Below are 24501 nucleotides of genomic sequence, written 5' to 3'. Positions count from 1 at the left end.
CCCCATGGACCGCATACGTATCTACAACGGGATGCCCGCCAGCGAACTGGGCAGCGACGGCTGGCACAAGCCGTGGAGCGGCGGAAACGGCGGCGAGTGCGTCGAGGCCCTGCGCCTGCGCGACGGCCGGGTCGCCCTGCGCCAGTCCACCGACCCGGACGGTCCCGCGCTGATCTACACCCACCGCGAGATGGTCAGCTTCATCGAGGGCGCGAAGGCCGGCCACGCCGACTTCCTGCTCTCCGCCGCGTCGTGCCCGGCGCACTGAGGGGGGAGTCATGAACGAGCAGCACGGTCCTCCCGGTTGTGACCCGGGGGCCTGGGCGATCGGGCCCTACCCGCCCGGCCCGGACCATCTGGGCTTCGCCGCCGAGGAGATCGACACCAGCCGGCCGCACCCGGCCCGGATGTACGACTACTTCCTCGGCGGCTGGGACAACTACGAGGTCGACCGGGTCGCCGCGGACCGCGTCATCGAACTCCACCCCAAGGTGCGCGACAGCGTCCGCGCCAACGGCGCCTTCCGCCGGCGCGCGGTCCGCGCCGTGGCGGCCGCCGGGGTCCGGCAGTTCCTCGTCCTCGGCATCGGCATCCCCACCTCGCCCAACGCCCACGAGGTGGCCCGCGAGACCGCCCCCGAGACCCGGGTGGTCTACGTGGACAGCGACCCGATCGTGGCCACCCACGCCCGGGCCCGCCTCGCCAACGCGCCCGGCACCGCCTTCGCGCTCGGCGACATCCGCGACCCCAAGGCGGTCCTGGAGGACCCGACGGTCCGCGAACTCATCGACCTCGAACGGCCGGTGGGCCTCCTGGTCGGCGGCGTGCTCGACTTCCTCGGCGACGAGGACCACCCCGCCGCGCTGCTCGCCGCGTTCGGCGCCGCGCTGGCCGCCGGCAGCCACCTGATCCTCTCGAACGGCACCTACGAGCCGTACGAGGGCTACGCGCAGGGCCGGGTCGACGAGGCCGCCCGCGCCCACGTCGAGGAGGTCTACAAGAGCGCCACCACCCCGCTCGCCCTGCGCACCAAGGACGAGGTCGCCGCCCTCCTCGGGCGGTTCACCCCGCTGGAACCGGGCGTCGTGAGGGTGCCCCTGTGGCGGCCGGACGAGCCCGTGCCCGGCCCGGAGGAGCTCAACAACACCATCTTCTACGGGGCGGTGGGCCGCAAGGGCTGAACCGCACCCGCCCGCCCGGGCGGTGGCGCGAAGCGGTGCCAAGTCCGGTGCGTGGCACGGCACTTGAGACGGCGGTCGACCGTCCGGGGCCGGGCGGCGCGGGACGGCGTCGCCCGGGCCTGCGGGCTCGGCGCGGAGCGCTACGCCCCGGTGCGGGAGACCTGGGCCTCGACGGCGGCCACCGGAGCCAGTGGGGGCGGCGGGGTCTGCGCGGCGCGCAGGTCGTCGGGCCGGGCGAGGGCGGTGTGCGCGCCCTCGGCCGTGCAGGCGTGGGCGCCCGCGACGGCGCCCAGTCGGGCGCACTCCTCCAGGTCCTGGCCCGTCAGCCGGCCGTAGAGGAAGCCGCAGGTGAAGGCGTCGCCGGCGCCGTTGTTGTCGACGACCGGGCGGGGCGGCACGGCCGCGGGCACCAGTCGAGGGGTGCGGTCCTCGGGCGTGAGGAGATAGGCGCCGCCCGCGCCGGCGGTGGCGATCACGGCCTCGGCGCGCCCCTCGTGGACGATCTCCCGCATGATCGAACCGATCCGCTCGCCGGCGCCCGCCGTGCTGAGGAAGACCAGCTCCGAGCGGAACGCGAACTCGCGATGATGCTCCGTCAGGCCGTCCCAGTCGTGCAGGTCCGTGGAGACGGGGAGGCCCAGCGCCTCGATGTCGTCGAAGAGGTGCCGGGCGAAGTGGGTGATCGACAGATGGACGTGCCGGGTGCGGCGCAGCAGGGGGAGGTAGTGCTCGGGCGGCATGCGCAGATCGAGCGGCTCGCGGGCGTCGTGGAAGGACGTCCGACGGCCGTCCGGCGAGATGAGGTTGACGGCCCGTCGGGTGCCGTGCGGGGAGGCCAGCGGGCGGAAGTCGACCCCGCTGCCGGCCAGCCGCTCGCGGACCAGGGCGCCCGGTGGGTCGTCGCCGAGGAAGTCCACGAACCCCGTGGTCAGTCCCAGCGCCGCGCAGCCGAGCGCGACACCGGTACCGGTGTGCCCGGCCTCCTCGTGGATGGGCGGCACCCGGTGTCTGTCGGCGGACGGCACGGGCAGCGCGCTGACCCGCACGATGGTGTCCACGCCCGATCCGCCGACGACGAGTACGTCATATGGCTCAGATACCTGCTGGAAGGTCACAAGCGTCCCTGAATCCCTTGCTGGTGCGACGAGTCCCGTGCTGGTGGGAGCGGCCGCGGCCGCGGTGCGCCCGCCGACGGGAGTCTAGACGCACACTCGCCTCATATCGGGATGTTAGGGACTGGCGTGACGCGCAGGGGGAAGGGGCGCCGAGAAGTCGCTGCTCACACCCCGAGGCCGGGGCGCCGACGGGCGGGCCGGGCGCCGGACGCCGCGCGTCAGGAGGAAGCGCGGGACGGGAGTTGTCGAGCGGCCGTCGAACCGGTCACGGCCGGGAACGGGTCGTTGACACCGGCCCGGCGGGCGCCTGAGTCTGAGGCCCGACAGTGATCGGCTCCCGGCGGCGCTGACCAACGGACCGGCGGGCCGGCCCGTTGCGCGGAGAAGGAGAACGCATGCCGGAGCACACCGCCCGCGGGCGCACCGCGGTCGTGATCGGCGGCGGGCTCGCCGGGATGCTCGCCGTCGTCGCCCTGCGCGGGCACGTCGAGACGATCACGGTCGTCGAACGGGACCGCTATCCGGCCGGCCACGCCTTCCGCAAGGGCGTCCCGCAGGCCCACCACCTGCACATCCTGCTCAGCGGCGGGCAGCGCGCACTGGAGCGGCTGCTGCCCGGCACGGTCGCCGCGCTCACCGACGCCGGGGCTCGCAGCCTCTACCTCCCGCGCGACCTGCTCACCCGTACCCCCACCGGCTGGCAGCGCCGCTTCGACGAGCGCCGGCACCCCACGCTCAGCGTCACCCGGCCGGTGCTCGACGCCGTCGTCCGCGAACGGGCCCTGCGTGCCCTCGGACCGACCACCCGCGTCGAGGTCCTGGAGGCGACCGAGGCCGTCGGCCTCCTCGGCGACGCCCGGCGGGTCGCCGGCGTCACGGTCCGCGACCGCGCCACCGGCACCTCTCGCCCGCTCCCCGCCGACCTGGTCGTCGACGCCTCGGGACGCGGCTCCCGCACGCCCCAGTGGTACGCCGAACTCGGCCGCGAGGCACCACGGGAGGAGACCGTCGACTCCGGCCTCGCCTACGCGACCCGGATGTACCGGCCCACCGACGAGGACGGCGAACCCGAGACCGCCGTCAACGTCCCCGGCTGGCCGGAGTGCCCCCGGGGCGCCGCCTACCTCCCGGTGGAGGGCGGCAACTGGCTGCTGACCCTGTCCGGGGTGACGGGGCACCACCCACCCACGGACGAGGCGGAGTTCGCCGCGTTCAGCGCCACCATCGGCGACCCCTACGTCCACGAACTCCTCACCCGCGCCGAGCCGGTCTCGCCGGTGCACGGCTTCCGCGACACCCGCAACCGCCGCCGGCACTACGACCACCCGGGCGCCCTCCCCGAGGGCCTGCTGGTCCTCGGGGACGCCAACTGCACCTTCAACCCGGTCTACGGCCAGGGCATGTCGGTGGCCGCGCTCGGCGCGGTGGCCCTGCGGGACACCCTCGACGCCGCCGGCGGCCCGGGTCCCGGCGTCCTCGCCCGGGCACAGCGGGCGGTCGGCCGGGCCGCGGAGTCCGCCTGGATGGCGGCGGTCGGCGCCGACCGCCCCTATGCGCACGGCACCGAAGCCAAGGCGGGCCCCGGCGAGCGCCTGATGTCGTGGTACCTCGACCGGCTGGCCGCCCGCGCCGCCGTCGACCGGGTCGTCGGCGGCGCCTTCCGGGACGTCTTCTGCCTCACCGCCCCACCCGCCCGCCTCATGGCCCCGCGGGTCCTCCTGCGCACGGTCTTCCTGCCCCGCCGCCCGGGGCTGCCCAGGCCACCCGGCACGGTGGAGACGACCTGAGGGGGCGAGGAGGGGGAGGGGAGCGGTCGGCGGTTCGGCGGGACGGGGTGTGCGCCGCTCGTGCCGGGGCCGCGACCCCGTTCCGGATTCACTCGATCGGGGGAGTCCGCGTGGCGCCGTCGCTCACCCCGTCGTACGACGAAGTACGGGCCTGACTGCGGGTTCGTCCGTCCGTCGGCCCGCCCGCCGGTCGACTCGTCGAGATGTCGCTTCGCCGGTTCGGGAATGCGGCGGGCGGCCGGGTCGTTGCCCACGGAGGGTGCCGGTGGCGCAGTCGGGGCCGCGGTGCGGCGGTCGGGCGGTCGTCGGAACCCACCGTTCGTGCGGTCCGTTCACTTCGCGACTGCCCCGACCATGGAGGTGCCGTGACCGCATCCCGTCCCCGCCCGAGACCACTGACCGCGCTGCGCCCCGCCAGCTTCGGCGCCGAGCCGACGGGGGAGCGGCTGGCGAGGATGCGCAGGTCGCCACAGTTCGTGGACGGGCAGTTCCGCAACCCGACGCCCACCCGGCAGTTGCTCCGCGGCGCCGCGCTGCCGATGGCCCGCACCCAGCTCAGCCGCGAGGGGCGGCTGCGCAGGGCGCCGGTGGGGCGGATCCCGGTGCACCGGCCCACCGCCGCGGACTGGGTCCGCCCGCCCGCCTCCGGGCTGCGGCTGACGTGGATGGGGCACTCCAGCGTGTTCGCCGAGATCGACGGGCACCGGGTGCTCTTCGACCCGGTCTGGGGCGAGCGCTGCTCGCCGCTGCGCTGGGCCGGGCCCAAGCGGATGCACCCGGTGCCGGTGGAGCTGGCGGAGCTGACGCCGGTCGACGCGGTGGTGATCTCGCACGACCACTACGACCACCTCGACATGCCGACCATCAAGCAACTGGCGGCCTCCGGCGCGGTCTTCGTCGTGCCGCTGGGCGTCGGCGCCGACCTGGAGTTCTGGGGCGTGCCCCCGGGCCGGATCACCGAGTTGGACTGGCACGAGTCGACCCGGGTCGGCGGGCTCACCCTCACCGCCACCCCGGCGCAGCACTTCTGCGGCCGCGGGCTGCGCGGTGCACAGCACACGCTGTGGGCCTCGTGGGTCGTCGCCGGCCCCGAGCACCGCATTTACCACAGCGGTGACACCGGCTACTTCCCCGGTTTCGCCCAAATCGGCGCGGAGCACGGCCCGTTCGACGCCACGATGGTCCAGATAGGGGCCTACTCCGACTTCTGGCCGGACGTGCACATGACGCCGGAGGAGGGGCTGCGGGCGCAGCTCGACCTCCAGGGCGGGCGGCCGCGCGGGGTGCTGCTGCCGATCCACTGGGGCACCTTCAACCTCGCCCCGCACCCGTGGGCCGAGCCCGCCGAGCGCACGGTCGCCGCGGCGTACCGGGCCGGGGTCGAGGTCGCGGTGCCGCCGCCGGGCCGGCCGTTCGAGCCCGCCGAGGCGCAGGTCGTGGAGCCGTGGTGGCGGGCGGTCGCGGTGCCGCCGGTCCAGGGTTGGCCGAGCTGGCCGCCGGTGGGCCCGGGGGCGCGGGCCGCCGTCGCGGTGGAGGGAGAGGCGGACCCCGCCGCCGTCGAACTCCCGCGGTGAGGCGGGGCCGTTGGGGCGGCTGGGGTGCTGGTGTGCTACTCAACCGCCCCTGTTTGTACGGGAGTTCGGATCTTATCGCGCGCCCGTGCGGGCCATGCATACCCAAGTAGGTGGCGTGGGGTAGCGAAACCCCGAAGACGGTCCGAACCCCACCCCCGCAACAACTAGCGTGCGTGCTCCGTGAACTGCCAACGGCCGATCCGGAGGGCGCCGATGCGTACCGCAACGCCGAGGACCGAGAGGTCCCAGGAGGCTGCCGGTTCCCCTGGGGGCCGGCACGGCCGGGCGGCGTTCCCCGAGCCGGTGGCCGATGCGGCGCTGCGGTCCCGCCTGGTCCGGCTCGCCGCCATCCCCGCCCTGTCGGTGGCCGTCGTCTGCGCCGGCGTCGCCGCGTTCGTGGTCAGCAGCGGTGGCGCGCGGATCACCGAGCGCGAGTGGACGGTGCTGGCCGGCGGCCTCGCCGCGGTCTGCGTCATCGTCCTGATCGGCGCGCTGGTCGGGAACGCCGAGGCGCGCGCCCAGGCGCACCGCTGCACGCGGCTGCGCCAGGCGTGCGCCCGCGCCCAGGCCGATCTCGTCGACCTCCTCGACCGGGTCCGCCACGACGAGTGGCTGCGGCCCCGCGACGACCGGGAGCCGCTGGCGGAGCCCGGCGGCGACCCCCTCGGCCAGGTCGCCCACGACATCGCCGTCACCGGCCGGGCCGCGGAGGCCGCGCTCATCGAGGCGGTGGGCATCGTCCGCAGCGACGCCACCGGCAACGAGCAGAAGCTGGAGGTCTTCGTCAACCTCGCCCGGCGGCTCCAGTCCCTCGTCCACCGCCAGATCCTCACCCTGGACGAGATGGAGTACCAGGTCGAGGACCCGGACCTGCTCAAGGGCCTGTTCGTCATCGACCACCTGGCCACCCGCATCCGCCGGCACGCCGAGAACCTCGCCGTCCTCGGCGGCGCCATCACCCGCCGCCAGTGGACCCGCCCGATCACCATGACCGAGGTGGTGCGCTCCTCCACCGCCGAGGTCGAGCAGTACACCCGGATCAAGCTGGTCTCGCCCTTCGAGGGCACCCTGCGCGGGCACGCCGTCGCCGATGTCGTCCACCTGCTCGCCGAACTCGTCGAGAACGCCACCGAGTTCTCCGACCCGGAGACGCCGGTCACGGTCCGCGCGCGGCACGTCACCGCGGGCCTCGCCGTCGAGGTCGAGGACCGCGGCCTGGGCATGGCCGGGGGCGAGCAGGAGCAGATGAACCGGCTGCTCACCGACCCCGAGCGGATCGACCTCACCGAACTCCTCGACGACGGCCGGATCGGCCTCTACGTCGTCTCCGCGCTCGCCCAGCGGCACGGCCTGCTGGTCCGGCTCCAGGGCAACATCTACGGCGGCGTGCAGGCCGTCGTGATCGTGCCGCCGGAGCTGCTGGGCGCCAACTCGGCCGAGATCCGCGAGGAGTTCCCGGACGGGATGGAGGACGAGGAGCCCGCACCGGCCCCGGCGCGCGGCCAACGGGCGCACGGCGACCGCTTCCACTACGCCCTCGACCGCCGCGAGCCGTCCGCCGGGCCCACGCCCCGGGCCCTGCCGGCGCTGCCCACCACCGGATCCGACGGCCTCCCCACCCGCCGTCGCATCGTCCGCACCCCCGCACAGACCACCGCCGCCAGCGTCGAGGCCGCCGCGACCGCGCCGCAGCACGCCTCCGGCCCGGCCGGCGTCCCGCCCGGCGCGCTGCCGGGCGGCGGCCACCCCGCCGACCAACGCCCCACCGGCGCCCGCCCGGCCCCCACCCGCCCCGCCGACCCGGGCCCGGTCGTCCTGCCGCCCCCGCCGCTCCCCCTGGACGAGCTCGACCGCCCCCGGCTGCCGCGCCGCATCAAGCAGGCCCACATCGCCCCCCAGTTGCGCGACGCGCCGGTCCAGCCGCCGCAGCGCACCGACCCCGAACGACTCCACGACCCCCATCTGATGGCCGCCTACCAACGCGGCTTCAGCCGCGGCGACCCCAGCTACGCGGCCGGCCTGGCCGCCGCCGGCCGTCCCAGCCCCGTTCCTGCCACCACCCCGGGCCAGGACGGCGGGACCGGCCGCGCCGTAGACCCCGATCTGCTCCTTCCCCTTGACCACGACGCCCCGACGGCCCGCCCCCGAGGAGACGAACCCGACCATGGTGAGTGATGTGCGCGCACAGCGGCACGCGGAGTTCCGCGGCAATCAGCACACCGACCTTTCCTGGCTGCTGACCGGACTCGTCCAGCGGGTGCCCCACACCCGAAGCGCCGTCCTCCTGTCCGCCGACGGCCTCGTCAAGGCGTGCCACGGCTTCGAACCGGACGTCGCCGACCACATGGCGGCGCTCTCCTCCGGCCTGTACTCCCTTGCCCGGAGCGCCGGTTCGCGCTTCGGGGAGGGCAGCGACATCCTCCAGGTGGTCGTCGAGATGCAGGAGAGCTTCCTGTTCGTCGCCGCCGCCGGCTCCGGCGCCTGCCTGGCCGTGCTCGCCGGCCGCGAGGCCGACGCGGGCGTGCTCGGCTACGAGATGGGGATGCTGGTCAAGAGCGTCCGGCCGTATCTGTCGGCGGCCCCGCGCACCCTGGGTCCGGCGGGTGGCCGTTGACCGTGGCCCTGCCCCACCGGCAGCGGCCGTTCGGACCGGACGCCCCGTGGGTCGACGACGTGGCGGGCCCCCTGGTCCGCCCGTTCACCGTCAGCAGGGGCCGCACCCACCCCACGGCGGACTTCGACCTGATGACCATGGTGCGGGCCACCGGCCGGCGGCCCGCCGGGCTGCAAGGACCCGACTACGACCGGGTCCTGGGGCTGTGCGACGGGCGGACCGTCCCGGTCGCCGAGATCGCCGCCCACATCCGGCTGCCCGCCGTCGTCACCAAGGTGCTCCTGGCCGACCTCGTCGACTGCGGGGCGCTCGCCGCGCGTACTCCCTCGGCCGTCTCGGCCGCCCCCGCCCCCCGTCCCGACCGCGCCCTGCTGGAGGCGGTGCTGCATGGACTTCGCCAACGACTCTGACCCCCACACCTTGGCGGACCCGTCGTCCGATCACTTCCCGACCGCGCTGAAGGTCCTGGTCGCGGGCGGGTTCGGGGTCGGCAAGACCACCTTCGTCGGTGCGGTCAGCGAGATCGAACCGCTCAGCACCGAAGAGCTCATCACCCAGATCAGCGCCGCCACCGACGACCTGACCGGCGTCGAGGACAAGGCCACCACGACCGTCGCGATGGACTTCGGCCGGATCACCCTCGGTCCGGACCACGTCCTGTACCTCTTCGGCACGCCGGGGCAGCACCGCTTCTGGTTCCTGTGGGACGAGCTGTCCCACGGCGCGCTCGGCGCGGTGGTGCTCGCCGACACCCGACGGCTCGACCAGTGCTTCGCCGCGGTCGACTTCTTCGAGGGGCGGGGCATCCACTTCGTCGTCGCGGTCAACGAGTTCGACGGGTCGCACCGCTACGCGCCCGACGAGATCCGGGCCGCCCTGGACCTCGACCCACAGGTCCCCGTCGTCCCCTGCGACGCCCGCCAGTGCGCGTCCGGCACCCAGGTGCTGGTGTCCCTCGTCGCGCACCTGCTCACCTTTCCCGTCCTCACCGCCACCCCGGAGCTGCCATGAACGTCCCCTCCGCACGCTTCCCGTTCCCCTCCCGCTATCCGTCCTGGCGCTATCCGTCCTCGCAACTACCCCATCTCACCGAGGATCTGACGCGTCGCCTGCTGATCACGCCGGAGGACCACGAGGCGCCGGCCCGGGTCACCCGACTACGCGAGCTGGGGATCGGCAAGAACCCGCTCCCCGCCTTCGACGCGTTCGCCCGCAAGCTGGCCCGGACCACCAACACCCCCTACGCGATGGTCAACTTCATCGACGAGCGGGAGCAGTACTTCGCCGGCCTGTACGCGCCGGACCTGGACACCGCCGTCGAGCTGGGCCCGGCGCCGCCCAGCGGCCGCCCGGAGCGGATCATGGCCCGCGACCACGGCTACTGCCCGTACGTCGTGGTGCGGCGCAAGGCACTGGTGCTGGAGGACGTCTGCGACTACCCGCGGTTCGCCGGCAACCCCGTCGTCGACGAGCTCGGCATCCGCACCTACCTCGGGGCCCCGCTGATCGACCGCACCGGCACGACCCTGGGCACCGTCTGCGTCATCGACCGCGAGCCCCGCCCCTGGGGGCGCGAGGGGTTGCACACCATCAAGGCGTTCGCCGCCGAACTCGTCGAGCAGATCCACGAGATGGAGCAGCGGCAGCAGGAGACCGGCGCCCCCTGACCGGGCGGGCCGGCGGCCCCGGGCCGGGAGCCGGTCGGGGCCGCGCCCGCCGGCGCCTCAGAGCACCCCGGCCAACGCCCCACGGCCGCCCGGAAGTCCGTCCGACCCGGGGGGCTCGGAAGCGTCCGAGGGCGTCCGCAGCAGTCCCGCCAGCCGGTCCGACCACTCGCCCTTGCCCTGCCCCAGCGCCAGTTCGCCCAGCCGCAGCAGTTGGACGTCGGAGGTGCCGGCCGGCGCGAAGATGTGGTGCGCATCGCGCAGGAAGCGCTCCACCGGCCGGTCGGTGAACAGCCCGCAGGCGGCGTGGATGTCCATCGCGTCCCGCGCCGACTCCAGTGCCGACTCCACGTTCACCAGCTTGGCGTTCATCAGCTCCGCATCGCACGGCAGCCCCTGGTCCAACAGGTGCACGGCGTGGTACGCGGCCAGCCGGGCGAGCAGCAGCCGGGACTGGATACGGCCCAACTTCAGCTTGATGGTGGGGAGTTCGGCGAGCGGCTCCCCGTAGCGGCGACGTTCGGTGCAGAACGCGGTGGTCTCGTCCAGGACGGCCTGGTGGATGCCGAGCGAGACCGCCGTCAGGTTCGGCCGCCCGTACAGCACGCTGGAGGAGTACGCCACGGACAGTCCGTCGCCCTCCCGGCCCAGCAGGTTGGCGGCCGGGACCCGACACTCGTCGAAGAACAACTCGCCGAAGCTGAAGCCGTGCAGGCCCATCGCCGGCTGCTGCGGCCCGACCCGGAAGCCGGGGGTGCCGGACTCGACGAGGAACGCCGACAGGCCCTTGGAGCCCTCGCCGGTGCGGACCACCACGCCGTGCAGATCGCCGATGTGGCTGTTGCCGACGTAGGTCTTCCGGCCGCTGAGGACGTAGTCGTCGCCGTCGCGGACCGCGGTGGAGGCCATCCCCAACACATGGCCGCCGGAGTGCGGTTCGGTGACCGCGATGGTCGGCAGGCAGTCGCCGGCCGCGATCGCCGGCAGCCAGGCCCGCTTCTGCTCCTCGCTGCCGAAGTGGATGATCTTCGCCGCGCCGAGCTGGGACGCCTGCGCCATGGCGCCCATCGCGGCGCTCACCCGCGACAGTTCCTCGATGATCAGGGTCTTGGCGACGTGCCCGGCGCCCATCCCGCCGTATCTGCGGTGCACCGTCGCGCCGATCCACCCCTGACGGGCGATCAGCCGCGACAGGTCGGGGCAGACGGCGCGGTTCGCCTCCATGCCGGCGATCCGGGGCCGGATCTCGCGCTCGGCGAAGTCCCGTACCCGGCGCCGGAGTACCTCGTGCCGCCGGTCGGTGAAGTAGCGATGCAAGACGAGCCCTCCTCCGCGAACTTCCTGCCTGCGGACCGCTCCCCGCTGGGAGGCGACGCGCGCGGCGCCGCCCGATCGTATAGGAAACGATCTTGCTCCTGCGGTACGCAATACCCGTTGGCATACCAGCTCCGGGGCGCACAAAACATCAACCCGGCGTATTCATACGGACACTTGGAGTGCGCAAGTGCGCCGCACAACCCCCTCCCGGGAGCGCGGTGCGACGCGGTCCCGCCACCCCGCGGAACCGCGCCACCCCGCGCTTCCCCGGCCGTCAGTGCCCGAGGTCGCAGCAGGACTCACGGCGCTGCTGCCGGCCCACCTCCAGCCAGTCCGTACCGGTCGCCGCCTCCGACGCCGGCGCACCGGGCGCCGGGAACGACTCCACCAACTCCCGCTGCTCGTACAGCCGCCCGCCCTTGAGCACCGCCGAGGTCCGCACCAGCGCCGCGATGTCCCGGAACGGGTCGCCGTCCACCAGCGTCAGGTCCGCCAGCTTGCCGACCTCCAGCGTCCCCAGATCGCGCTCGGCGCCGAACACCTCGGCCGGCAGCGCCGTCGCGGTCCGCAGCGCCTGCGCCACGCTCAACCCGCCCCGGTGCAGCGCCCGCAACGCCAGATGCAACGACAGGCCCACCGGCACCAACGGCTGGTCGGTGCCCAGCGCCACCAGCCCGCCGCCGTCCAGGACCCGCCGGTAGACCCCGACCTCGGTCCCGATGTCCGCCAACTGGGCGGCCGTCGGCCGGCGTCCGGCGTTCTCCCGCACCACCGCCACGTCCCACGGCGGCATCAGCCGGCTCACCCGCACGTCCTCGGCCAGCGCCGGATCCTCACCGATCAGCGGCGACGCCGAGAACGGCGTGGCCAGCATCCGGAACCCGCCGTGCGCATAGACCTCCGTCAGGTCCTGGTACGCGTGCCCCGACGCCGACACCGCATGCCCGAACTCCAGCCGCTGCGTCGCCTGGAGATGGGTCGTCAGATCCTGACCCAACTGCACGCCCGGAGTGACCAGATGGCTCCCCGCGCGCACCCCGAGCCGCTCGTGCGCGAACCGGGCCGCCTCGGCCATCACCCAACCAGGCGCCCGCACATACGTCTTGACGAAGTCCCAGTCCAACGCCGCGCCCCGGGCCAACGACCGACGCAGCCCCGCCTCGGTGCGGTGCGCCCGCCCCATGCTGTACGCCACCCGGCCACCGTCCAGCAGCTCACCACAGGTCAGCAGCCGCGGCCCGGTCAGCGCCCCGGACGCCAACGCCTCCCGCAGCCGGGCCTGTTCGTACGAGAAGCCGCCGCAGGACACCGTGGTGGTGATGCCGTACGCCAGTTGCAGCGCGGACTGCCGCCCGCCGTACGTCGTCTGCCACGGGTGGGTGTGCGCGTCCCACAGTCCCGGCAGCACCGTCCGCTCACCGGCGTCCACCCGGCGGGCGGCACCGGCCCGGGACGCCCGGTGCGGCTCCACGGCCGTGATCCGCCCGTCCCGCACCACCACGTCGACGTCCTCCCGCACCGTCTCACCGGTGCCGTCCCAGAACCGGCCGGCGTGCACCACGGTGTCCCGGGCGCGCGCCGGGCGCCGGGTGAGCGCCACCGGAACGGTCCGCGCCGGACCGCCGGCCACCGGAACCAACCGCAGCTTCCCGGCCGACAGATACAGCAGCGTCCCGGAGTCCCCGGACCACGACGGATGGTCCGCGGCCTCCTCGGTCAGTTGCCGCGGCGCCCCCGCCGGCGTCCCGTCCGGCCGCACCGGCAGCACCCACAGTGCCGACTCCGCGATCAGCGCCAACCACGTGCCGTCCGGCGACCACACCGGGCCCGAGTCATAGCGGTCGGCGATCGAGACGTGCTCGGCGACCTGGTACAACCGGTCCTTCCCGGACTCCGCGTCGACGATCCGGATGACGTTGTAGCCCTCGCGGAACCGGCGGTTGAGCCGATTGCGGTCGCACAGCGCCAGGAACCGCCCGTCCGGCGACCAACTGGGCCGGCCCGGCAGCCCGCCCGCCCCCATCGGCGCGGCCAGCACCTTCTCCGCGCCACCGGCCAGCGTCCGCACCACCAGATTGCCCGCCATGTCCAGTGCCGCCAGCCGGCCGCCGTCCGGCGACAGCGCCGGCTGCACCCGCCCGCCGGTCGCCAGCACCGTCTCCACCCCCGAGCCCAACTCCCGGCGGCGCACCGCGAACAGCCCGTCTCGGTCGTCCGCGTACACCAGCGCCCGGCCGTCCCGCGACCAACTGGGCGCGAGCACATACCGGGTGGCCGCCGCCGAGGTGATGCGGCGCGGCGCACCGGCGCCGGAAGTCGGCGCCACCCACAGCGAGTTGAGCGCCGCGAACGCCACCCTGCGGCCGTCCGGGGAGAGCGCCGGCAGATGGATGCCGCGGACCGGGCCGGCCGCCGAGGACTCGAAACCGTAGTCCTTCAGGCGGTACCGCGGCCGATCCAGCGGCAGCCGCGCGGTGAACGGAACGGTCTCGACGTGCTGCGGCGCATCCGGCCGGACGAAGCGGAACTGCCCGCCGACGGTGAGCAACAGTTCCTCCCGCGACACCCAGCGCGGCGGCACCGGCTCCACATCGCCATCCAGCGCCACCGCCGTCCCGTCCACCACCAGCGTGCAGGTCGCCCCCGGAGCGTCGGTGGTCCGCAGATACGCCAGTCGCCCGGTCGGGGACAGCGCGGGCACCATCACCTGCGCCGCGGCGGCCTCGGTGTGCTCGGTGCGCACCGCGCCCCGCCCGTCGGCGGGCACCGACGCCACCGTCCGGGAGAGCAGCGCGGCGCCGCTCACCCGACCGCGGACGAAGACGATCCGGGAGCCGTCCGGCGACCAGCATGGGTCGAAGTCCTCCCAGGCGCCGTCCTGATGGGGCCCGTCCTGGCCGGGCAGCCCGGTCACCCGGGACATCCGCCCGGACGCCACCTCCAGGACCCAGATGCGGTACGGACTCCCGGCCACCGCGTCGCCGCCGCGCTCCGAGGCGAACGCGATCCGGCTCCCGTCCGGCGACCAGGCCGGCCCCCGGTCGTCCCACGGCCCGTCCGTCAACCGCGTCAGGCCCGAGCCGTCCGGGGCCAGCGCCCACAGGTGGAAGTTCCCGCCCCGATAGGCGCAGACCACCAGCCGGCGCCCGTCGGGGGAGTACGCCGGGCGGGTCGGCTCCAGGTCGGGCGGGGTCAACGCCCGCGCCTCGCCGCCGTGTCGGGGCAGCGACCACAGGACGTTCTGCACCTCGGCGACCAGATGGTCACCGGACGGGGCGAGGGTGGCCGCGCCGTTGGTGGCGGCGGTGAAGGACAGCGCCGCGGGCGCGCCCGCGGACGGCGCGGCGGGCAGGGCCTCGGCCTCGGGGGCGGCGACGCCGGCCAGCCCGGCCGCGGCGGCGGCCGAGGCGGTGCCCTGGAGGAATCTGCGGCGGGTCAGCGGCGCACGCCGGATCGGGTAGTGCTCGGAGCGGTCTGCGGTGTCCAACGTTCCTCCTGCGAAAGGGGATTGCGGCACGGTGTCGACTCAGAACCGCCCGATCGTGCCACGCCGGGCGGGCACTCGGCCATATCCGCCTCGCGCGCCCCGTGGCCAACGGCCGCCCCACCGGCCAGAGTGGGCGCGACCACCGACGCCGCCCCAGGAGAGCACCATGCAGCAGGACGTCCACCACGCCCCCGACGGCGCCCGCATCGCCACCTACACCTGGCTCCCGGAGACCGGTGCCCCGCGCGCCCTGGTGCAGATCGCCCACGGCGCCGCCGAACACGCCCGCCGCTACGACCGCTTCGCCCGCTTCCTGACCGACCACGGCTACGTCGTCGTCGCCTCCGACCACCGCGGCCACGGCGCCACCGCCCCCTCGACCGGCGGCCGCGGAGTGACCGGCGAGGACGCCTGGCGGGCCATCGTCGGCGACCTCAAGGGCATCGGCGACCACACGGCCGCCGCCCACCCCGGCCTCCCGCTCGTCCTCCTCGGCCACAGCATGGGCGCGATGCTGGCCCGCGACTACGCCCAGGAGTACGGCGCCGACCTCGCCGGACTGGTCCTCACCGGTGCCTTCCGCACCCTGCCGGGCCTCGACATCGACGCCGCCACCGCCGAACTGGAGGCGGAGAGCGCCGCCCACGGCCGCGCCCACCCCTCGCCCTTCCTCCCCCGCACCTTCGGCGCCTTCAACGACGCCTTCGCGCACCGCACCGGCTACGAATGGCTCTCCCGCGACACCGCCGAGGTCGACCGCTACGTCGCCGACGAGGACTGCGGCTTCCCGTTCTCCGCCGGCCTGGTGCTGGACTGGGTGCGCGCCATCCGCAAACTCAATGACCCCGCCCATCTGGCCCGGATCCCCCGCGGCCTGCCCGTCCACGTCGCGGTCGGCGACCAGGACCCCTGCCACCAGCGGATGACCCTGGTCCACGAACTCCTGGAGGACTTCCGCTACCTGGGCACCCGCGACCTGACCTGGCGCGCCTACCCGGACGCCCGCCACGAGATCCTCAACGAGACCGACCGCGACGAGGTCCAGGCCGACCTGCTGGCCTGGCTCGACGCCCGCCTCTGACCCACCCGCCGCCGGGCCGGCCTACCGACCGAGGAACCCGCCGATCCGGTCCCGCAGCCCCCGCGGGTCGAGCCCGTGCGCCGCCAGGTGCTCGTCGAGCCGCCCGTAACGGCGCAACTCCCGGCGGCCGACGCCCAGTCCGAGCACCCGGTGCGGCCGGTCCGCCAGCGCGTCGTTGACGTCCCCCGTGGAGGTCCCGGCCAGATACGGCTCGACCAGCACCACGTCCGCGGAACCGGCGTCGTCCGCGGCGGCCCGCAGCGCCCGGCCGTCGAAGGGCCGCACGGTCGTCGCGTAGAGCACGGTCACGTCCCACCCCTCGGTGGCGACCAGCACGTTGTCCAGCATCGGGCCCACCACGACCACCACGCCACCACCGCCCTGACGTACCGTCACGAAGCCGGCCCCGTCCACCGCCCGCGGCGCCTCGTTGACCTGTACGGACAGCCGCACGTACACCTTGTCGTCACCGGCCGCCGCGGCCTTCCGCAACAGCGCCTCGGCCTCGTCCGGGTGCCCCGGCACGTGCACCGTCCAGCCGTCGAGGGTGTCCAACAGCGCCACATCACCCGGGGCCATGTGCGTGAAACCGCCGCTGGGCCAGTCGTAGGAGCCGCCGGCGCTCACCAGCACCCCACCCGTGCCCTGGTGGCCGAAGTCCAACTTCACCTGCTCGAAGGGGCGCTCCACCAGGAAGCTGGCGAAGGTGTGCAGGATCGGCCGCATCCCGGTCAGCGCCAACCCACCGCCCACCCCGACCAGCAACTGCTCCCGGATGCCGACGTTCAGTACCCGCTCGGGGTGCCGCCGGGTCGCGTCCGCGAAGCCGTCCGCGCCGATGTCGGCCAGCACCACGGCCAGCCGCGGGTCCTCGTCCAGCAGTCGCGAACCGACCGCGGCGAACCGCTCCCGCATGGTGTCCCTCACTCAAAGTCCTCTCGAATCGGGTCTGTTGGTCGTTCAGGCGCCGGTCGAGCGCCGTCAGTCGTCGGTCGTCACGGGGAACGTCGAACGCCCTCGGTGGTGTGGCGTGGGGCGCTCAGGCCACCCGCCGGGGCGGCGCGGGGGCGGTGGCGTTCTTCGGCTCGACGCGGGCGACCACCGCGTGCGGCCGGCCCGGGTGCGGGGCGCGGTACGCCTCGTGCAGCGCCTCGTGGTCGCGGCCGTCCACGGTCGTCGCGGACCAGCCCGCGGCCTCGAAGCGGGAGGCGACCCCGCCCCGCCAGCCGTGCGTGGCCGAGGAGTTGTCGATGACCAGGGCGTGCAGCCGGCCCAGGCCGGCCGCGCCCGCGTAGGCGAGCGCCTCGTGGTTGCTGCCCTCGTCGAGTTCGGCGTCCCCGATCAGCACCCACACCGCCGGCCCGGTGCGGCCCTGGGCGCGCAGCCCCAGCGCGGTGCCGACGGCCAGCGGCAGCCCGTGCCCCAGCGATCCGCTGCCGATCTCGACGCCGGGCACCAGCATCCGGTCCGGGTGGTGGCCGAGCGGCGAGTCGTAGGCGCCGAAGCCCGGCAGCCAGTCAGCGGGGAAGAAGCCCTTGGCGGCCAGCACCGCGTAGTAGGCCATCGGGCCGTGGCCCTTGGAGAGCAGGAAGCGGTCCCGCTCGGTGGCGTCGGCGGTGGCGGGGGAGACCCGCAGCACCCGGTCGTAGAGGACCCAGAGGGCGTCGAGGGTGGAGGTGGCCGCGGGGCCGTGCTTCTCGTCGCCGGTCATCAGCCCCATCAGGCGGGGCAGTTCGTCGAATCCGCGGGCGCCGTGCAGCGGGGCGTCCAGGGTCGGTTGCGTCGCCGTGTTCGTCATGCCCCCGACCTTGCAACCTCAAGCCGACTTGAGGTCAAGGCCGACCGGAGGGCGATCACCGGCGCCGACCGCCCGGCCCTCATCGGTCGGGAAATGGCGACAGCCACCCTCTGAAGTGCGGTATCGTTGTGTCGCACGCCCGCTCCGGGAGCCCCGGGGCAGCGAGCATCGGGACGTGGCGCAGCTTGGTAGCGCACTTGACTGGGGGTCAAGGGGTCGCAGGTTCAAATCCTGTCGTCCCGACTTACGGAAACGTGAGTTGGAGGCCGTGTCGGAAATATCCGACACGGCCTCTTCGCGTTCCCCGGCACCCACCCCTCGCCCGACGTCGGCCCAACGCCGTTGCCGCGCCCGCCCGAAGCCCCACGCAGCCGCCGCGTCCCGCCGCTCTGTACGCCCTGCTCAGGTCGACGCAGTGTTGTTGCCTCATCACTCAACTCCCGGTTAAGTCGGGCGTTCCTCACTGTCCGTATGTGGACTGGTGCGCCGCGTTCCCGGCGTGACAGGATGGGGAGGTGACTTCGGCGGCCTTAACTGCTCGTTGGGCCGGCGGGACGGACGGGGGGATGACCGTGGGAGGAGACAACCGGTCCAAGGGGGAGGGGAGCGTGCTCGCGGAACGGCTCGACCACCTTTTCGCGCACATGCACCCGCCGGGCGCCCCCTACACCAACGCCCACGTGGCCGAGGAGATCAGCCGCGGGACGGCGGAGTACGGCGGCGTCAGGGTCACCGAGCAGTACCTGTCGATGCTGCGCAACGGACGACGGGCGAACCCGAGCCCCGAACTCCTGCGCGCGCTGGCGAAGTTCTTCGCGGTGCCCGTCGGGTATCTGCTGGGGGACCTCTCGCAGCCGCAGGCCGCGCGGGTGGAGGAGGAGGTCCGGTTCCTGGCCGCCATGCGGGACCAACGGGTGCGCGCCATCGCGCTGCGCTCGGTCGGGCTGCCCCCGGAGGTCCAGGACAGCCTGACGACGATCATCTCCCAGTTCCGCCGGCAGATGAACCTGCCGGACGGCCCGCCGGAGCAGGGAGGTGAGCGGCGTGCCGCACGGCCCGACACCGACCGCTGAGCGCGACGGGGTCTTCACCATCTGGCGGCGGGCCGGACACGAGGACGGGACGAGCATGCGAGTGGGGCAGATGCGCAGGCGGTGCAAGCAGCTCATCAAGGAGCTGCGGCTGCCCGCCGCCACCGACCTGCGGGGGATCTGCGACATCGTCGCCGCGCGCGTCCAACGCCCCGTCCACCTGGCGCCGATGGGCCTGGGCGGGGTGGTCTCCGGAATGACCGCCACCACCGACGACGGCTACTGGGTCTTCTACGAACTCAAGACCTCCCCCTGGCACCAAGCCCACATCGTGCTGCACGAACTCAGCCACCTCCTCCTCGGCCACGCCCAGGACCCGGCCGTCACCGAGGACGCGCTGCGGCTGTGGACCCCGTCCGTCGACGTCGCCACCGCGATGCGACGGATGGGCCTGACCATGGGCTTCGCCCGTCACCACGGCTACGACAACCCCGCCGAGCGGGAGACCGAGGTGCTCGGCGCGCTGCTGATGGAGCACGTGGTGCCCTCCGCGGCCGAGCGGGAACTCCCGCTGGAGGGGCCGGCCGCCGAGGTCGCGGCCGCGCTCGGCCCCGCCCTCCAACACATCCGCCGCCAACGGGAGGCCGCCGCGGAGGAAGGGGAGAGTGGTGTTTGACGTCGTCTACCTCTGCTTCGGGGCGGCCGCCTGGGCCCTGGTGGCGTACAAGGCCGTCGCCTGGTTCCGCGACCGCAGCAACACCGACCTGGGGCTGGCCTGCGTGATGACCGGCGGCGTCGCCACGGTCTTCCTCTTCTCCGCACCCAGCCTCTACCGCGGCTTCGACCACCTGGTCGGCGTCGCGAACCTCGCCATGGTCTTCCTGTACTCCTCCGTCATGGTCTTCGCCGCCGGGGCGCTGGTGCTGCTGCTCCGCTGGACGGCCGGCGACGGCGAGGCGGCCCGGGCCAGGGCCCGGACCAGGGCCCGCCGGACGGTCGGCGCGGTGGCGCTCCTGTGGGCGGTGGCCGTCACCGGCTTCGCCGTCGGCCGCCCCGACGCCGTGGAACACCCCCGCGACTTCAGCACCGCGTACACCGACGCCCCCGGCGTGATGGTCTTCCTGGTCCTGTACCTGGCCGTCTTCGGCGCCAGCCTCGCCGGCCTGGGCACCCTCTGCCCCCGCTACGCCGCCCGGCTCGGCCGCTCCTGGCTGGCCCGCGGGCTGCGGGTGCTGGCCGCCGGCTGCTGGCTCGGCCTGGTCTACTGCGCCTGCAAGGTCATCGGCTTCGGACTGTCATGGACCGGACACCCGGCCCACTGGCTCTCCAACGGCGTCGCCCCCCTCAGCGCCTCGGTCGCCGCGCTCCTCGTCCTGACCGGCTTCAGCCTGCCCGCCGCCGGCCCCCGCGTCGCCGCCTGGCGCCGACTGCGCCGCCTCACGCCCCTCTGGCGCACCGTCACCGCCCAGACCCCCGAGGTCACCATGGACGGCAGCCGGTGGTCCGGCCGTTGGCCCTTCGCCGACCTGGAATGGCGCGCCAACCGTCAGATGGCCGAGATCCGCGACGTCCAACGCGGCATCCGCCGCCACGTGGAGTCCGACGCCATCGACATCGTCCTCGAACGCGCCCGCGCCGTCTCCCTCGACGACCGGCAACTGGCCGCCGTCGCCGAGGCCGCCGCCCTGCGCCGCGGCCTGGAGAACCGCGCGGTCGGCCACGTCCCCGACCACGGCGCCGACAGCGTGGTGGTCGCCGCCGCCCACCGCCGCCCCGAACTCGCCGCCGAATACGAACACCTGGCGCTCGTCGCCGACGTCTACCGCTCCCCGCTCATCGAAACCGTGCTCGTCGAACTGCGCCAGCGCAGCGCCACCCCGCGCCGCTGACCGCACCCCACAGACGGGGTGGCCCGGTACGGGGGTCCGGGCCTCCCGACCCGCCCGCGGCGGCACCGACCCCACCCGGCCGGTGCCGCCCGGCCGCTGCCTCCGCTGATCTAGGCTCGTACGCCATGCAGAACACCGCCGAGACCGGCCCCGACGCACCGATCGACACCACCCCCCTCCTGGACGACCCGTACGCGGCCTGCGCCGCCCTCCGCGCGGCCGGCCCGGTGCACCGCATCACCGGCACCGACGGTCAGCCCGCCTGGCTGGTCACCCGCTACGACGACGTCCGCGGCGCCCTGGCCGACCCCCGGCTCTCGCTCGACAAGCGCCATGCCGCGCCCGGCAGTTACCGCGGCTTCGCCCTGCCGCCCGCCCTGGACGCCAACCTGCTCAACATGGACCCGCCGGACCACACCCGGATCCGCCGCCTGGTCGCCCAGGCATTCACCCCGCGCCGCATCGACACCCTCCGCGCCCCCGTCCGCCGCATCGCCGACGAACTGCTGGACGCCATGGCCGCGAAGGGCCGCGCCGAACTCGTCGCCGACTACGCCGGCCCGCTCCCGATCACCGTCATCTGCGACCTCCTCGGCATCCCCACCGCACACCGGCGCGACTTCCTGGCCTGGTCGGACGCGCTCATCACCCCCGACCCCAACCGCCCGCACGCGACGAAGGAAGCGGTCGGCGCGATGCTGGTGTTCTACACCGACCTGATCGCCGCCAAGCGCGCCACCCCCGGCGATGACCTGCTCTCCGACCTGATCGCGGTACGCGACGACGGCCCCGGCGACGCCGCCACCGACCGGCTCACCGAGGACGAACTGACCTCCCTCGCCTTCCTCATCCTCTTCGCCGGCTACGAGAACACCGTCCAACTCATCGGCAACGCCACCCTCGCCCTCCTCGACCACCCCGAAAGGCTCGCGGCGTTGCGCCGAAATCCAGCCGAACTCGGCGCCACTGTAGAGGAGTTCCTCCGCTACGACGGACCCGCCGCCCTCGCCATCCGCCGCTTCCCCGTCGAGGACATCGAAATCGGCGGCGTCCGCATCCCCGCCGGCGAGAGCGTCCTGCTCTCCCTCGCCTCCGCCAACCGCGACCCGGCCCGCTTCCCCGCCCCCGACGCCTTCGACCCGACCCGCGACCCCACCGGCCACCTCGCCCTCGGCCACGGCATCCACTACTGCCTCGGCGCCCCGCTCGCCCGCATGGAGGCCGAGACCGCCATCGCCGCCCTCATCAGCCGCTTCCCCGGACTGCACCTCGACATCCCCCGGGACGAAGTACGCCACCGCCGGACGATCCGCTCACGTGGCCTGATTTCGCTGCCCGTGGCCTGGTAATCCAAGAGCGCACATCTTTTTGATGCGTAACCGTTCAGACATGCGGTAGAAAAGGGCTGTGACCCGCCCGGTGTGCATCCCCCGTCGCACCGGGCGGGTCCTTCTTTGCACCCGCGCACGCCCCCGACACGCCGAACACACCACCACCCCGTGGCCCGTCTGGCGCAACCGTGCTGCGCCCACCGCCCGCCCTACTTAGCGTGACCCCATGGCATTTGACGCGCTCGTCTCCAAGAAGACCGGTGCGCTGGCACTGATCGCCGCCGCCGGAATGACCCTCACCCCGATACCGGCCGACGCCCGCCCCGCCGCGCCGACGGGCCGTCAGACCACGGCCCCCGCCCGACAGTCCCCCAGCGGCCTCAGCGCCCTGGCCTGGATGGTCGCCGACGCCGACACCGGCAGAGTGCTGGCCTCCAAGAACTCGCACCGCAAACTCGCCCCGGCCAGCACCCTCAAGACGCTCTTCGCCGTCACCGTGCTGCCCAAGTTCTCCGCCGACCGCGTCCGCCAGGTCAGCGCCTCCGACCTGTCCGGCCTCGGCGCCGGCAGCAGCGTCGTCGGCGTCCACCAGGGCAGCCGCTACACCGTCGCCGACCTCTGGCGCGGCGTCTTCCTGCGCTCCGGCAACGACGCGGTGCACGTCCTCGCCGCCATGAACGGCGGCTGGTCCACCACCGCCCGCGAGATGCAGCAAACAGCGAACCGGCTCGGCGCCCGCGACACCACGGTCAAGTCCCCCGACGGCTACGACACCCCCGGCCAGGTGTCCTCCGCCTTCGACCTCACGGTCTTCGCCCGCGCCGGCCTCGCCAACGAGGAGTTCGCCCGCTACTGCTCCACCATCCGCGCCACGTTCCCCGCCACCGGCGGCGCCGCCGTCCAGATCGAGAACACCAACCGTCTGCTGGTCGGCTCGCACGGCATGGCCCGCTACCCCGGCATCATCGGCGTCAAGAACGGCTACACCAGCAAGGCCGGCAACACCCTCATCGCCGCCGCCCGCCGCAACGGCCACACCCTCATCGCCACCGTGCTCAACCCCCAATCCGGCGCGCTCAACGGCGTCTACAAGGAGGCCGGCACACTGCTGGACTGGGGCTTCAACCGCCTGACGCACGCCGAACCGGTCGGCCGCTCCGACTCCACCGACGACGGCTCGTAACGCCCACCACGCCCCACCGCCGGAACGGGCCGCGAGCGGCGACCGCCTACCGGGTGCGCAACCGGGGAGCCTCCTCGGCCGCAGAAACCGGGCCGGCCGCCGCGTCCTCCGCGGACGCGGCGAGCCGGCCGGTCAACTCCCGCGCCCACGCCGACAACCCGGCGACATCGATCCCGTACGGAGCCGCCGGCGCATAAGGCACCAGTGCCGCGGCGCCGCGCCCCAACAGCGCCGCACCGCCCGCGGCATTGCCCCGCGCCGCATGCGTCAACCCCACCGCGAGCTGCGCCAGCCCCCGCCACAGCTCCCGCTCGGACTCCGGAGCCGCCTTCCAGGCGTCCTCCAGCACCTCATGCGCATGGAACGGCATCCCGGCATCCAGGAGCCGCTGCGCCTCCACCAGCGCCTCGTCCGGTGCGCGGGGTACCCCCTCCGGCTGCCGGGCGACCCCCGGCGCACCGTAGGGCAACGGCCGTCCGAGACCGTCCCGCGGCCGGGCATTCCGGGCCCGGCCCTGCTCGTCGCGATCACGGGAACGGGTCACGGGGGCGCTGCCCTCCTCGGGCCGGACGGGGTGGCGGGGGTTCTCGGAGGTGTTCACCCTTCGATTGTGCGCGGGTGAGGGGCCGGGGGAGTGCTGGGGTGGTGGGTTGGCGGGGTGGTGGGGACGGGCAGGCCGGGGGCTCCGACGGCCGCGGGGATGCCACCGCCCGCACGGTGGCATGGGTGCAGGGCTGCCTCGCCGCCTGACCTCCTGACCATCTGGCCGTCGGAGCCGGTCGCCGTCGCTATCCCAACTGCACCTCGTAGAAGCAGAGATGGTCCTTGATCTCGGCGACCTGGGCATGCGGCTCGGGGTAGGCCCAGGCGACGTCCTCGGGGCCTTGTTCGAGTGACCAGTAGGAGGCGGTGCCCTTGAACGGGCAGACCGTGTGCGTCGACGACGGCGTCAGCAGATCGGTGCGGACGTCCTCCGGCGGCAGGTAGTAGCGCACCGGACAGCCGGTCTCGAAGAGCAGCAACGGTCGCCGGCTCTCGGCCAGCACCTGCCCGTTCACCACGACCCGGACGGGCTCGGTGCCCGGCTTGACCTCGATGCGGTGACCTTCTGTGGACATAACCCTGATCTCCGTTCGTGAAGCGGATGGTTACTACCTCAGGGTCGCATCCGGGACGGCTTCAGGGAGATCCCTGAAGCCGTCGAGCCCCGAGATCGGCACAGTATGAAGCAGAGCTCGCGAAGAGGCAGAGCTCGCGAGCGGAAGGGGCGCCTCGGCGGGGGCGGCGGCTTTTGGGACGGCTTCGGCAGAGATCTACGGGAAGGGATCGGGACGTGAACTGGGACGTGAACTGGGACGTGGGCGTGGGTGCGCGTGGGGGTGCGAGTACGACTGGGGGCGGGAGCGCGAGTACGGGCGTGAGTCCGCACCGGGGCTTGGGCAGAAGCCC

The 24501-nt window shown here is 74.0% G+C and carries 22 protein-coding genes and 1 tRNA gene; 16 read left to right on the top strand and 7 right to left on the bottom strand.

The window, feature by feature from the left end:
- The first annotated feature begins 4 nt into the window (after positions 1-4).
- Together ACIQU6_RS07915 and ACIQU6_RS07910 are read left to right on the top strand one after the other, a co-directional pair.
- Complete coding sequence (locus ACIQU6_RS07915) at positions 5-268, top strand: DUF397 domain-containing protein (RefSeq protein WP_274912262.1); 264 nt, start codon at positions 5-7, stop codon at positions 266-268.
- Between the two features lie 10 nt (positions 269-278).
- Positions 279-1181: an SAM-dependent methyltransferase gene (locus ACIQU6_RS07910; RefSeq protein WP_403480754.1), complete on the top strand. Its 903-nt coding sequence runs from the start codon at positions 279-281 to the stop codon at positions 1179-1181.
- 140 nt (positions 1182-1321) lie between these two features.
- On the opposite strand, the gene ACIQU6_RS07905 is transcribed toward ACIQU6_RS07910, so the two are convergent.
- Positions 1322-2296: a carbohydrate kinase family protein gene (locus ACIQU6_RS07905; RefSeq protein ID WP_403480753.1), complete on the bottom strand. Its 975-nt coding sequence runs from the start codon at positions 2294-2296 to the stop codon at positions 1322-1324.
- A 395-nt stretch (positions 2297-2691) separates the two neighbouring features.
- On the opposite strand from ACIQU6_RS07905, the gene ACIQU6_RS07900 reads away from it, so the two are divergent.
- The 7 genes from ACIQU6_RS07900 to ACIQU6_RS07870 all read left to right on the top strand — a co-directional run bounded on the left by ACIQU6_RS07900 (position 2692) and on the right by ACIQU6_RS07870 (position 9938).
- Entirely contained in the window at positions 2692-4083 is a 1392-nt protein-coding gene (locus ACIQU6_RS07900; RefSeq protein WP_403480752.1) for an NAD(P)/FAD-dependent oxidoreductase, read from the top strand.
- Positions 4084-4448: 365 nt separating this feature from the next.
- Complete coding sequence (locus ACIQU6_RS07895; protein ID WP_403480751.1) at positions 4449-5657, top strand: MBL fold metallo-hydrolase; 1209 nt, start codon at positions 4449-4451, stop codon at positions 5655-5657.
- Between the two features lie 213 nt (positions 5658-5870).
- Positions 5871-7832, top strand: a complete 1962-nt coding sequence (locus ACIQU6_RS07890) for an ATP-binding protein (protein ID WP_403480750.1) — start codon at positions 5871-5873, stop codon at positions 7830-7832.
- Entirely contained in the window at positions 7822-8271 is a 450-nt protein-coding gene (locus ACIQU6_RS07885; RefSeq protein ID WP_403480749.1) for a roadblock/LC7 domain-containing protein, read from the top strand. The genes ACIQU6_RS07890 and ACIQU6_RS07885 overlap by 11 nt, the downstream gene beginning before the upstream one ends.
- A complete protein-coding gene (locus ACIQU6_RS07880; protein ID WP_403480748.1) occupies positions 8268-8681 on the top strand; it encodes a DUF742 domain-containing protein in 414 nt (137 codons plus the stop codon). Before ACIQU6_RS07885 ends, ACIQU6_RS07880 begins: the two co-directional genes overlap by 4 nt.
- Positions 8659-9282 carry a GTP-binding protein gene (locus ACIQU6_RS07875; RefSeq protein ID WP_403480747.1) on the top strand — a complete coding sequence of 208 codons (624 nt, stop codon included), beginning with the start codon at positions 8659-8661 and terminating at the stop codon, positions 9280-9282. Before ACIQU6_RS07880 ends, ACIQU6_RS07875 begins: the two co-directional genes overlap by 23 nt.
- Positions 9279-9938, top strand: coding sequence for a GAF domain-containing protein (locus ACIQU6_RS07870; protein ID WP_403480746.1), 660 nt, complete (start codon positions 9279-9281; stop codon positions 9936-9938). The genes ACIQU6_RS07875 and ACIQU6_RS07870 overlap by 4 nt, the downstream gene beginning before the upstream one ends.
- Positions 9939-9995: 57 nt before the next feature.
- Here the strand turns inward: ACIQU6_RS07870 and ACIQU6_RS07865 are convergent, their stop codons facing one another.
- Together ACIQU6_RS07865 and ACIQU6_RS07860 are read right to left on the bottom strand one after the other, a co-directional pair.
- Positions 9996-11252 (bottom strand): acyl-CoA dehydrogenase family protein, encoded by a 1257-nt coding sequence (locus ACIQU6_RS07865; protein ID WP_403480745.1) that lies wholly within the window; start codon positions 11250-11252, stop codon positions 9996-9998.
- A gap of 274 nt (positions 11253-11526) precedes the next feature.
- On the bottom strand, positions 11527-14739 hold the full coding sequence (locus ACIQU6_RS07860; protein ID WP_403480744.1) for an amidohydrolase family protein: 3213 nt from the start codon (positions 14737-14739) through the stop codon (positions 11527-11529).
- Between the two features lie 166 nt (positions 14740-14905).
- On the opposite strand from ACIQU6_RS07860, the gene ACIQU6_RS07855 reads away from it, so the two are divergent.
- Complete coding sequence (locus ACIQU6_RS07855) at positions 14906-15820, top strand: alpha/beta fold hydrolase (protein WP_403480743.1); 915 nt, start codon at positions 14906-14908, stop codon at positions 15818-15820.
- 21 nt (positions 15821-15841) lie between these two features.
- Here the strand turns inward: ACIQU6_RS07855 and ACIQU6_RS07850 are convergent, their stop codons facing one another.
- Entirely contained in the window at positions 15842-16735 is an 894-nt protein-coding gene (locus ACIQU6_RS07850) for a transketolase family protein (RefSeq protein ID WP_403480795.1), read from the bottom strand.
- A gap of 124 nt (positions 16736-16859) precedes the next feature.
- Positions 16860-17618 (bottom strand): transketolase, encoded by a 759-nt coding sequence (locus ACIQU6_RS07845; protein ID WP_403480742.1) that lies wholly within the window; start codon positions 17616-17618, stop codon positions 16860-16862.
- Between the two features lie 169 nt (positions 17619-17787).
- On the opposite strand from ACIQU6_RS07845, the gene ACIQU6_RS07840 reads away from it, so the two are divergent.
- From ACIQU6_RS07840 to ACIQU6_RS07815, 6 genes are all read left to right on the top strand, one after another.
- Positions 17788-17861: transfer RNA gene (locus ACIQU6_RS07840), tRNA-Pro, on the top strand.
- A 323-nt stretch (positions 17862-18184) separates the two neighbouring features.
- A complete protein-coding gene (locus ACIQU6_RS07835) occupies positions 18185-18691 on the top strand; it encodes a helix-turn-helix domain-containing protein (RefSeq protein ID WP_403480741.1) in 507 nt (168 codons plus the stop codon).
- Between the two features lie 61 nt (positions 18692-18752).
- On the top strand, positions 18753-19325 hold the full coding sequence (locus ACIQU6_RS07830; RefSeq protein WP_403480794.1) for a hypothetical protein: 573 nt from the start codon (positions 18753-18755) through the stop codon (positions 19323-19325).
- Positions 19318-20538: an MAB_1171c family putative transporter gene (locus tag ACIQU6_RS07825; RefSeq protein WP_403480793.1), complete on the top strand. Its 1221-nt coding sequence runs from the start codon at positions 19318-19320 to the stop codon at positions 20536-20538. The genes ACIQU6_RS07830 and ACIQU6_RS07825 overlap by 8 nt, the downstream gene beginning before the upstream one ends.
- 125 nt (positions 20539-20663) lie before the next feature.
- On the top strand, positions 20664-21887 hold the full coding sequence (locus ACIQU6_RS07820; RefSeq protein WP_403480740.1) for a cytochrome P450: 1224 nt from the start codon (positions 20664-20666) through the stop codon (positions 21885-21887).
- Between the two features lie 208 nt (positions 21888-22095).
- Complete coding sequence (locus ACIQU6_RS07815) at positions 22096-23052, top strand: D-alanyl-D-alanine carboxypeptidase family protein (protein ID WP_403480739.1); 957 nt, start codon at positions 22096-22098, stop codon at positions 23050-23052.
- A gap of 46 nt (positions 23053-23098) precedes the next feature.
- Here the strand turns inward: ACIQU6_RS07815 and ACIQU6_RS07810 are convergent, their stop codons facing one another.
- Both ACIQU6_RS07810 and ACIQU6_RS07805 read right to left on the bottom strand, forming a co-directional pair.
- On the bottom strand, positions 23099-23596 hold the full coding sequence (locus ACIQU6_RS07810) for a DUF309 domain-containing protein (RefSeq protein ID WP_403480792.1): 498 nt from the start codon (positions 23594-23596) through the stop codon (positions 23099-23101).
- Between the two features lie 244 nt (positions 23597-23840).
- Positions 23841-24170, bottom strand: coding sequence for a DUF427 domain-containing protein (locus ACIQU6_RS07805; RefSeq protein ID WP_403480738.1), 330 nt, complete (start codon positions 24168-24170; stop codon positions 23841-23843).
- Between the last annotated feature and the right edge of the window lie 331 nt (positions 24171-24501).

Origin of the sequence: Streptomyces sp. NPDC090442, from assembly GCF_044769405.1 — a bacterium.
Classification (GTDB): Bacteria; Actinomycetota; Actinomycetes; order Streptomycetales; family Streptomycetaceae; genus Streptomyces.
This window is presented reverse-complemented; position numbering and strand designations above follow the sequence as displayed.

Excerpts from the sequence above, each read along its gene's own strand:
- ACIQU6_RS07915 (WP_274912262.1), top strand. The coding sequence starts at position 5 with ATGGACCGCATACGTATCTACAACGGGATGCCCGCCAGCGAACTGGGC.
- ACIQU6_RS07910 (WP_403480754.1), top strand. The coding sequence starts at position 279 with ATGAACGAGCAGCACGGTCCTCCCGGTTGTGACCCGGGGGCCTGGGCG.
- ACIQU6_RS07900 (WP_403480752.1), top strand. The coding sequence starts at position 2,692 with ATGCCGGAGCACACCGCCCGCGGGCGCACCGCGGTCGTGATCGGCGGC.
- ACIQU6_RS07890 (WP_403480750.1), top strand. The coding sequence starts at position 5,871 with ATGCGTACCGCAACGCCGAGGACCGAGAGGTCCCAGGAGGCTGCCGGT.
- ACIQU6_RS07885 (WP_403480749.1), top strand. The coding sequence starts at position 7,822 with ATGGTGAGTGATGTGCGCGCACAGCGGCACGCGGAGTTCCGCGGCAAT.
- ACIQU6_RS07875 (WP_403480747.1), top strand. The coding sequence starts at position 8,659 with ATGGACTTCGCCAACGACTCTGACCCCCACACCTTGGCGGACCCGTCG.
- ACIQU6_RS07870 (WP_403480746.1), top strand. The coding sequence starts at position 9,279 with ATGAACGTCCCCTCCGCACGCTTCCCGTTCCCCTCCCGCTATCCGTCC.
- ACIQU6_RS07855 (WP_403480743.1), top strand. The coding sequence starts at position 14,906 with ATGCAGCAGGACGTCCACCACGCCCCCGACGGCGCCCGCATCGCCACC.
- ACIQU6_RS07850 (WP_403480795.1), bottom strand. The coding sequence starts at position 16,735 with ATGCGGGAGCGGTTCGCCGCGGTCGGTTCGCGACTGCTGGACGAGGAC.
- ACIQU6_RS07845 (WP_403480742.1), bottom strand. The coding sequence starts at position 17,618 with ATGACGAACACGGCGACGCAACCGACCCTGGACGCCCCGCTGCACGGC.
- ACIQU6_RS07835 (WP_403480741.1), top strand. The coding sequence starts at position 18,185 with ATGACCGTGGGAGGAGACAACCGGTCCAAGGGGGAGGGGAGCGTGCTC.
- ACIQU6_RS07820 (WP_403480740.1), top strand. The coding sequence starts at position 20,664 with ATGCAGAACACCGCCGAGACCGGCCCCGACGCACCGATCGACACCACC.
- ACIQU6_RS07815 (WP_403480739.1), top strand. The coding sequence starts at position 22,096 with ATGGCATTTGACGCGCTCGTCTCCAAGAAGACCGGTGCGCTGGCACTG.
- ACIQU6_RS07805 (WP_403480738.1), bottom strand. The coding sequence starts at position 24,170 with ATGTCCACAGAAGGTCACCGCATCGAGGTCAAGCCGGGCACCGAGCCC.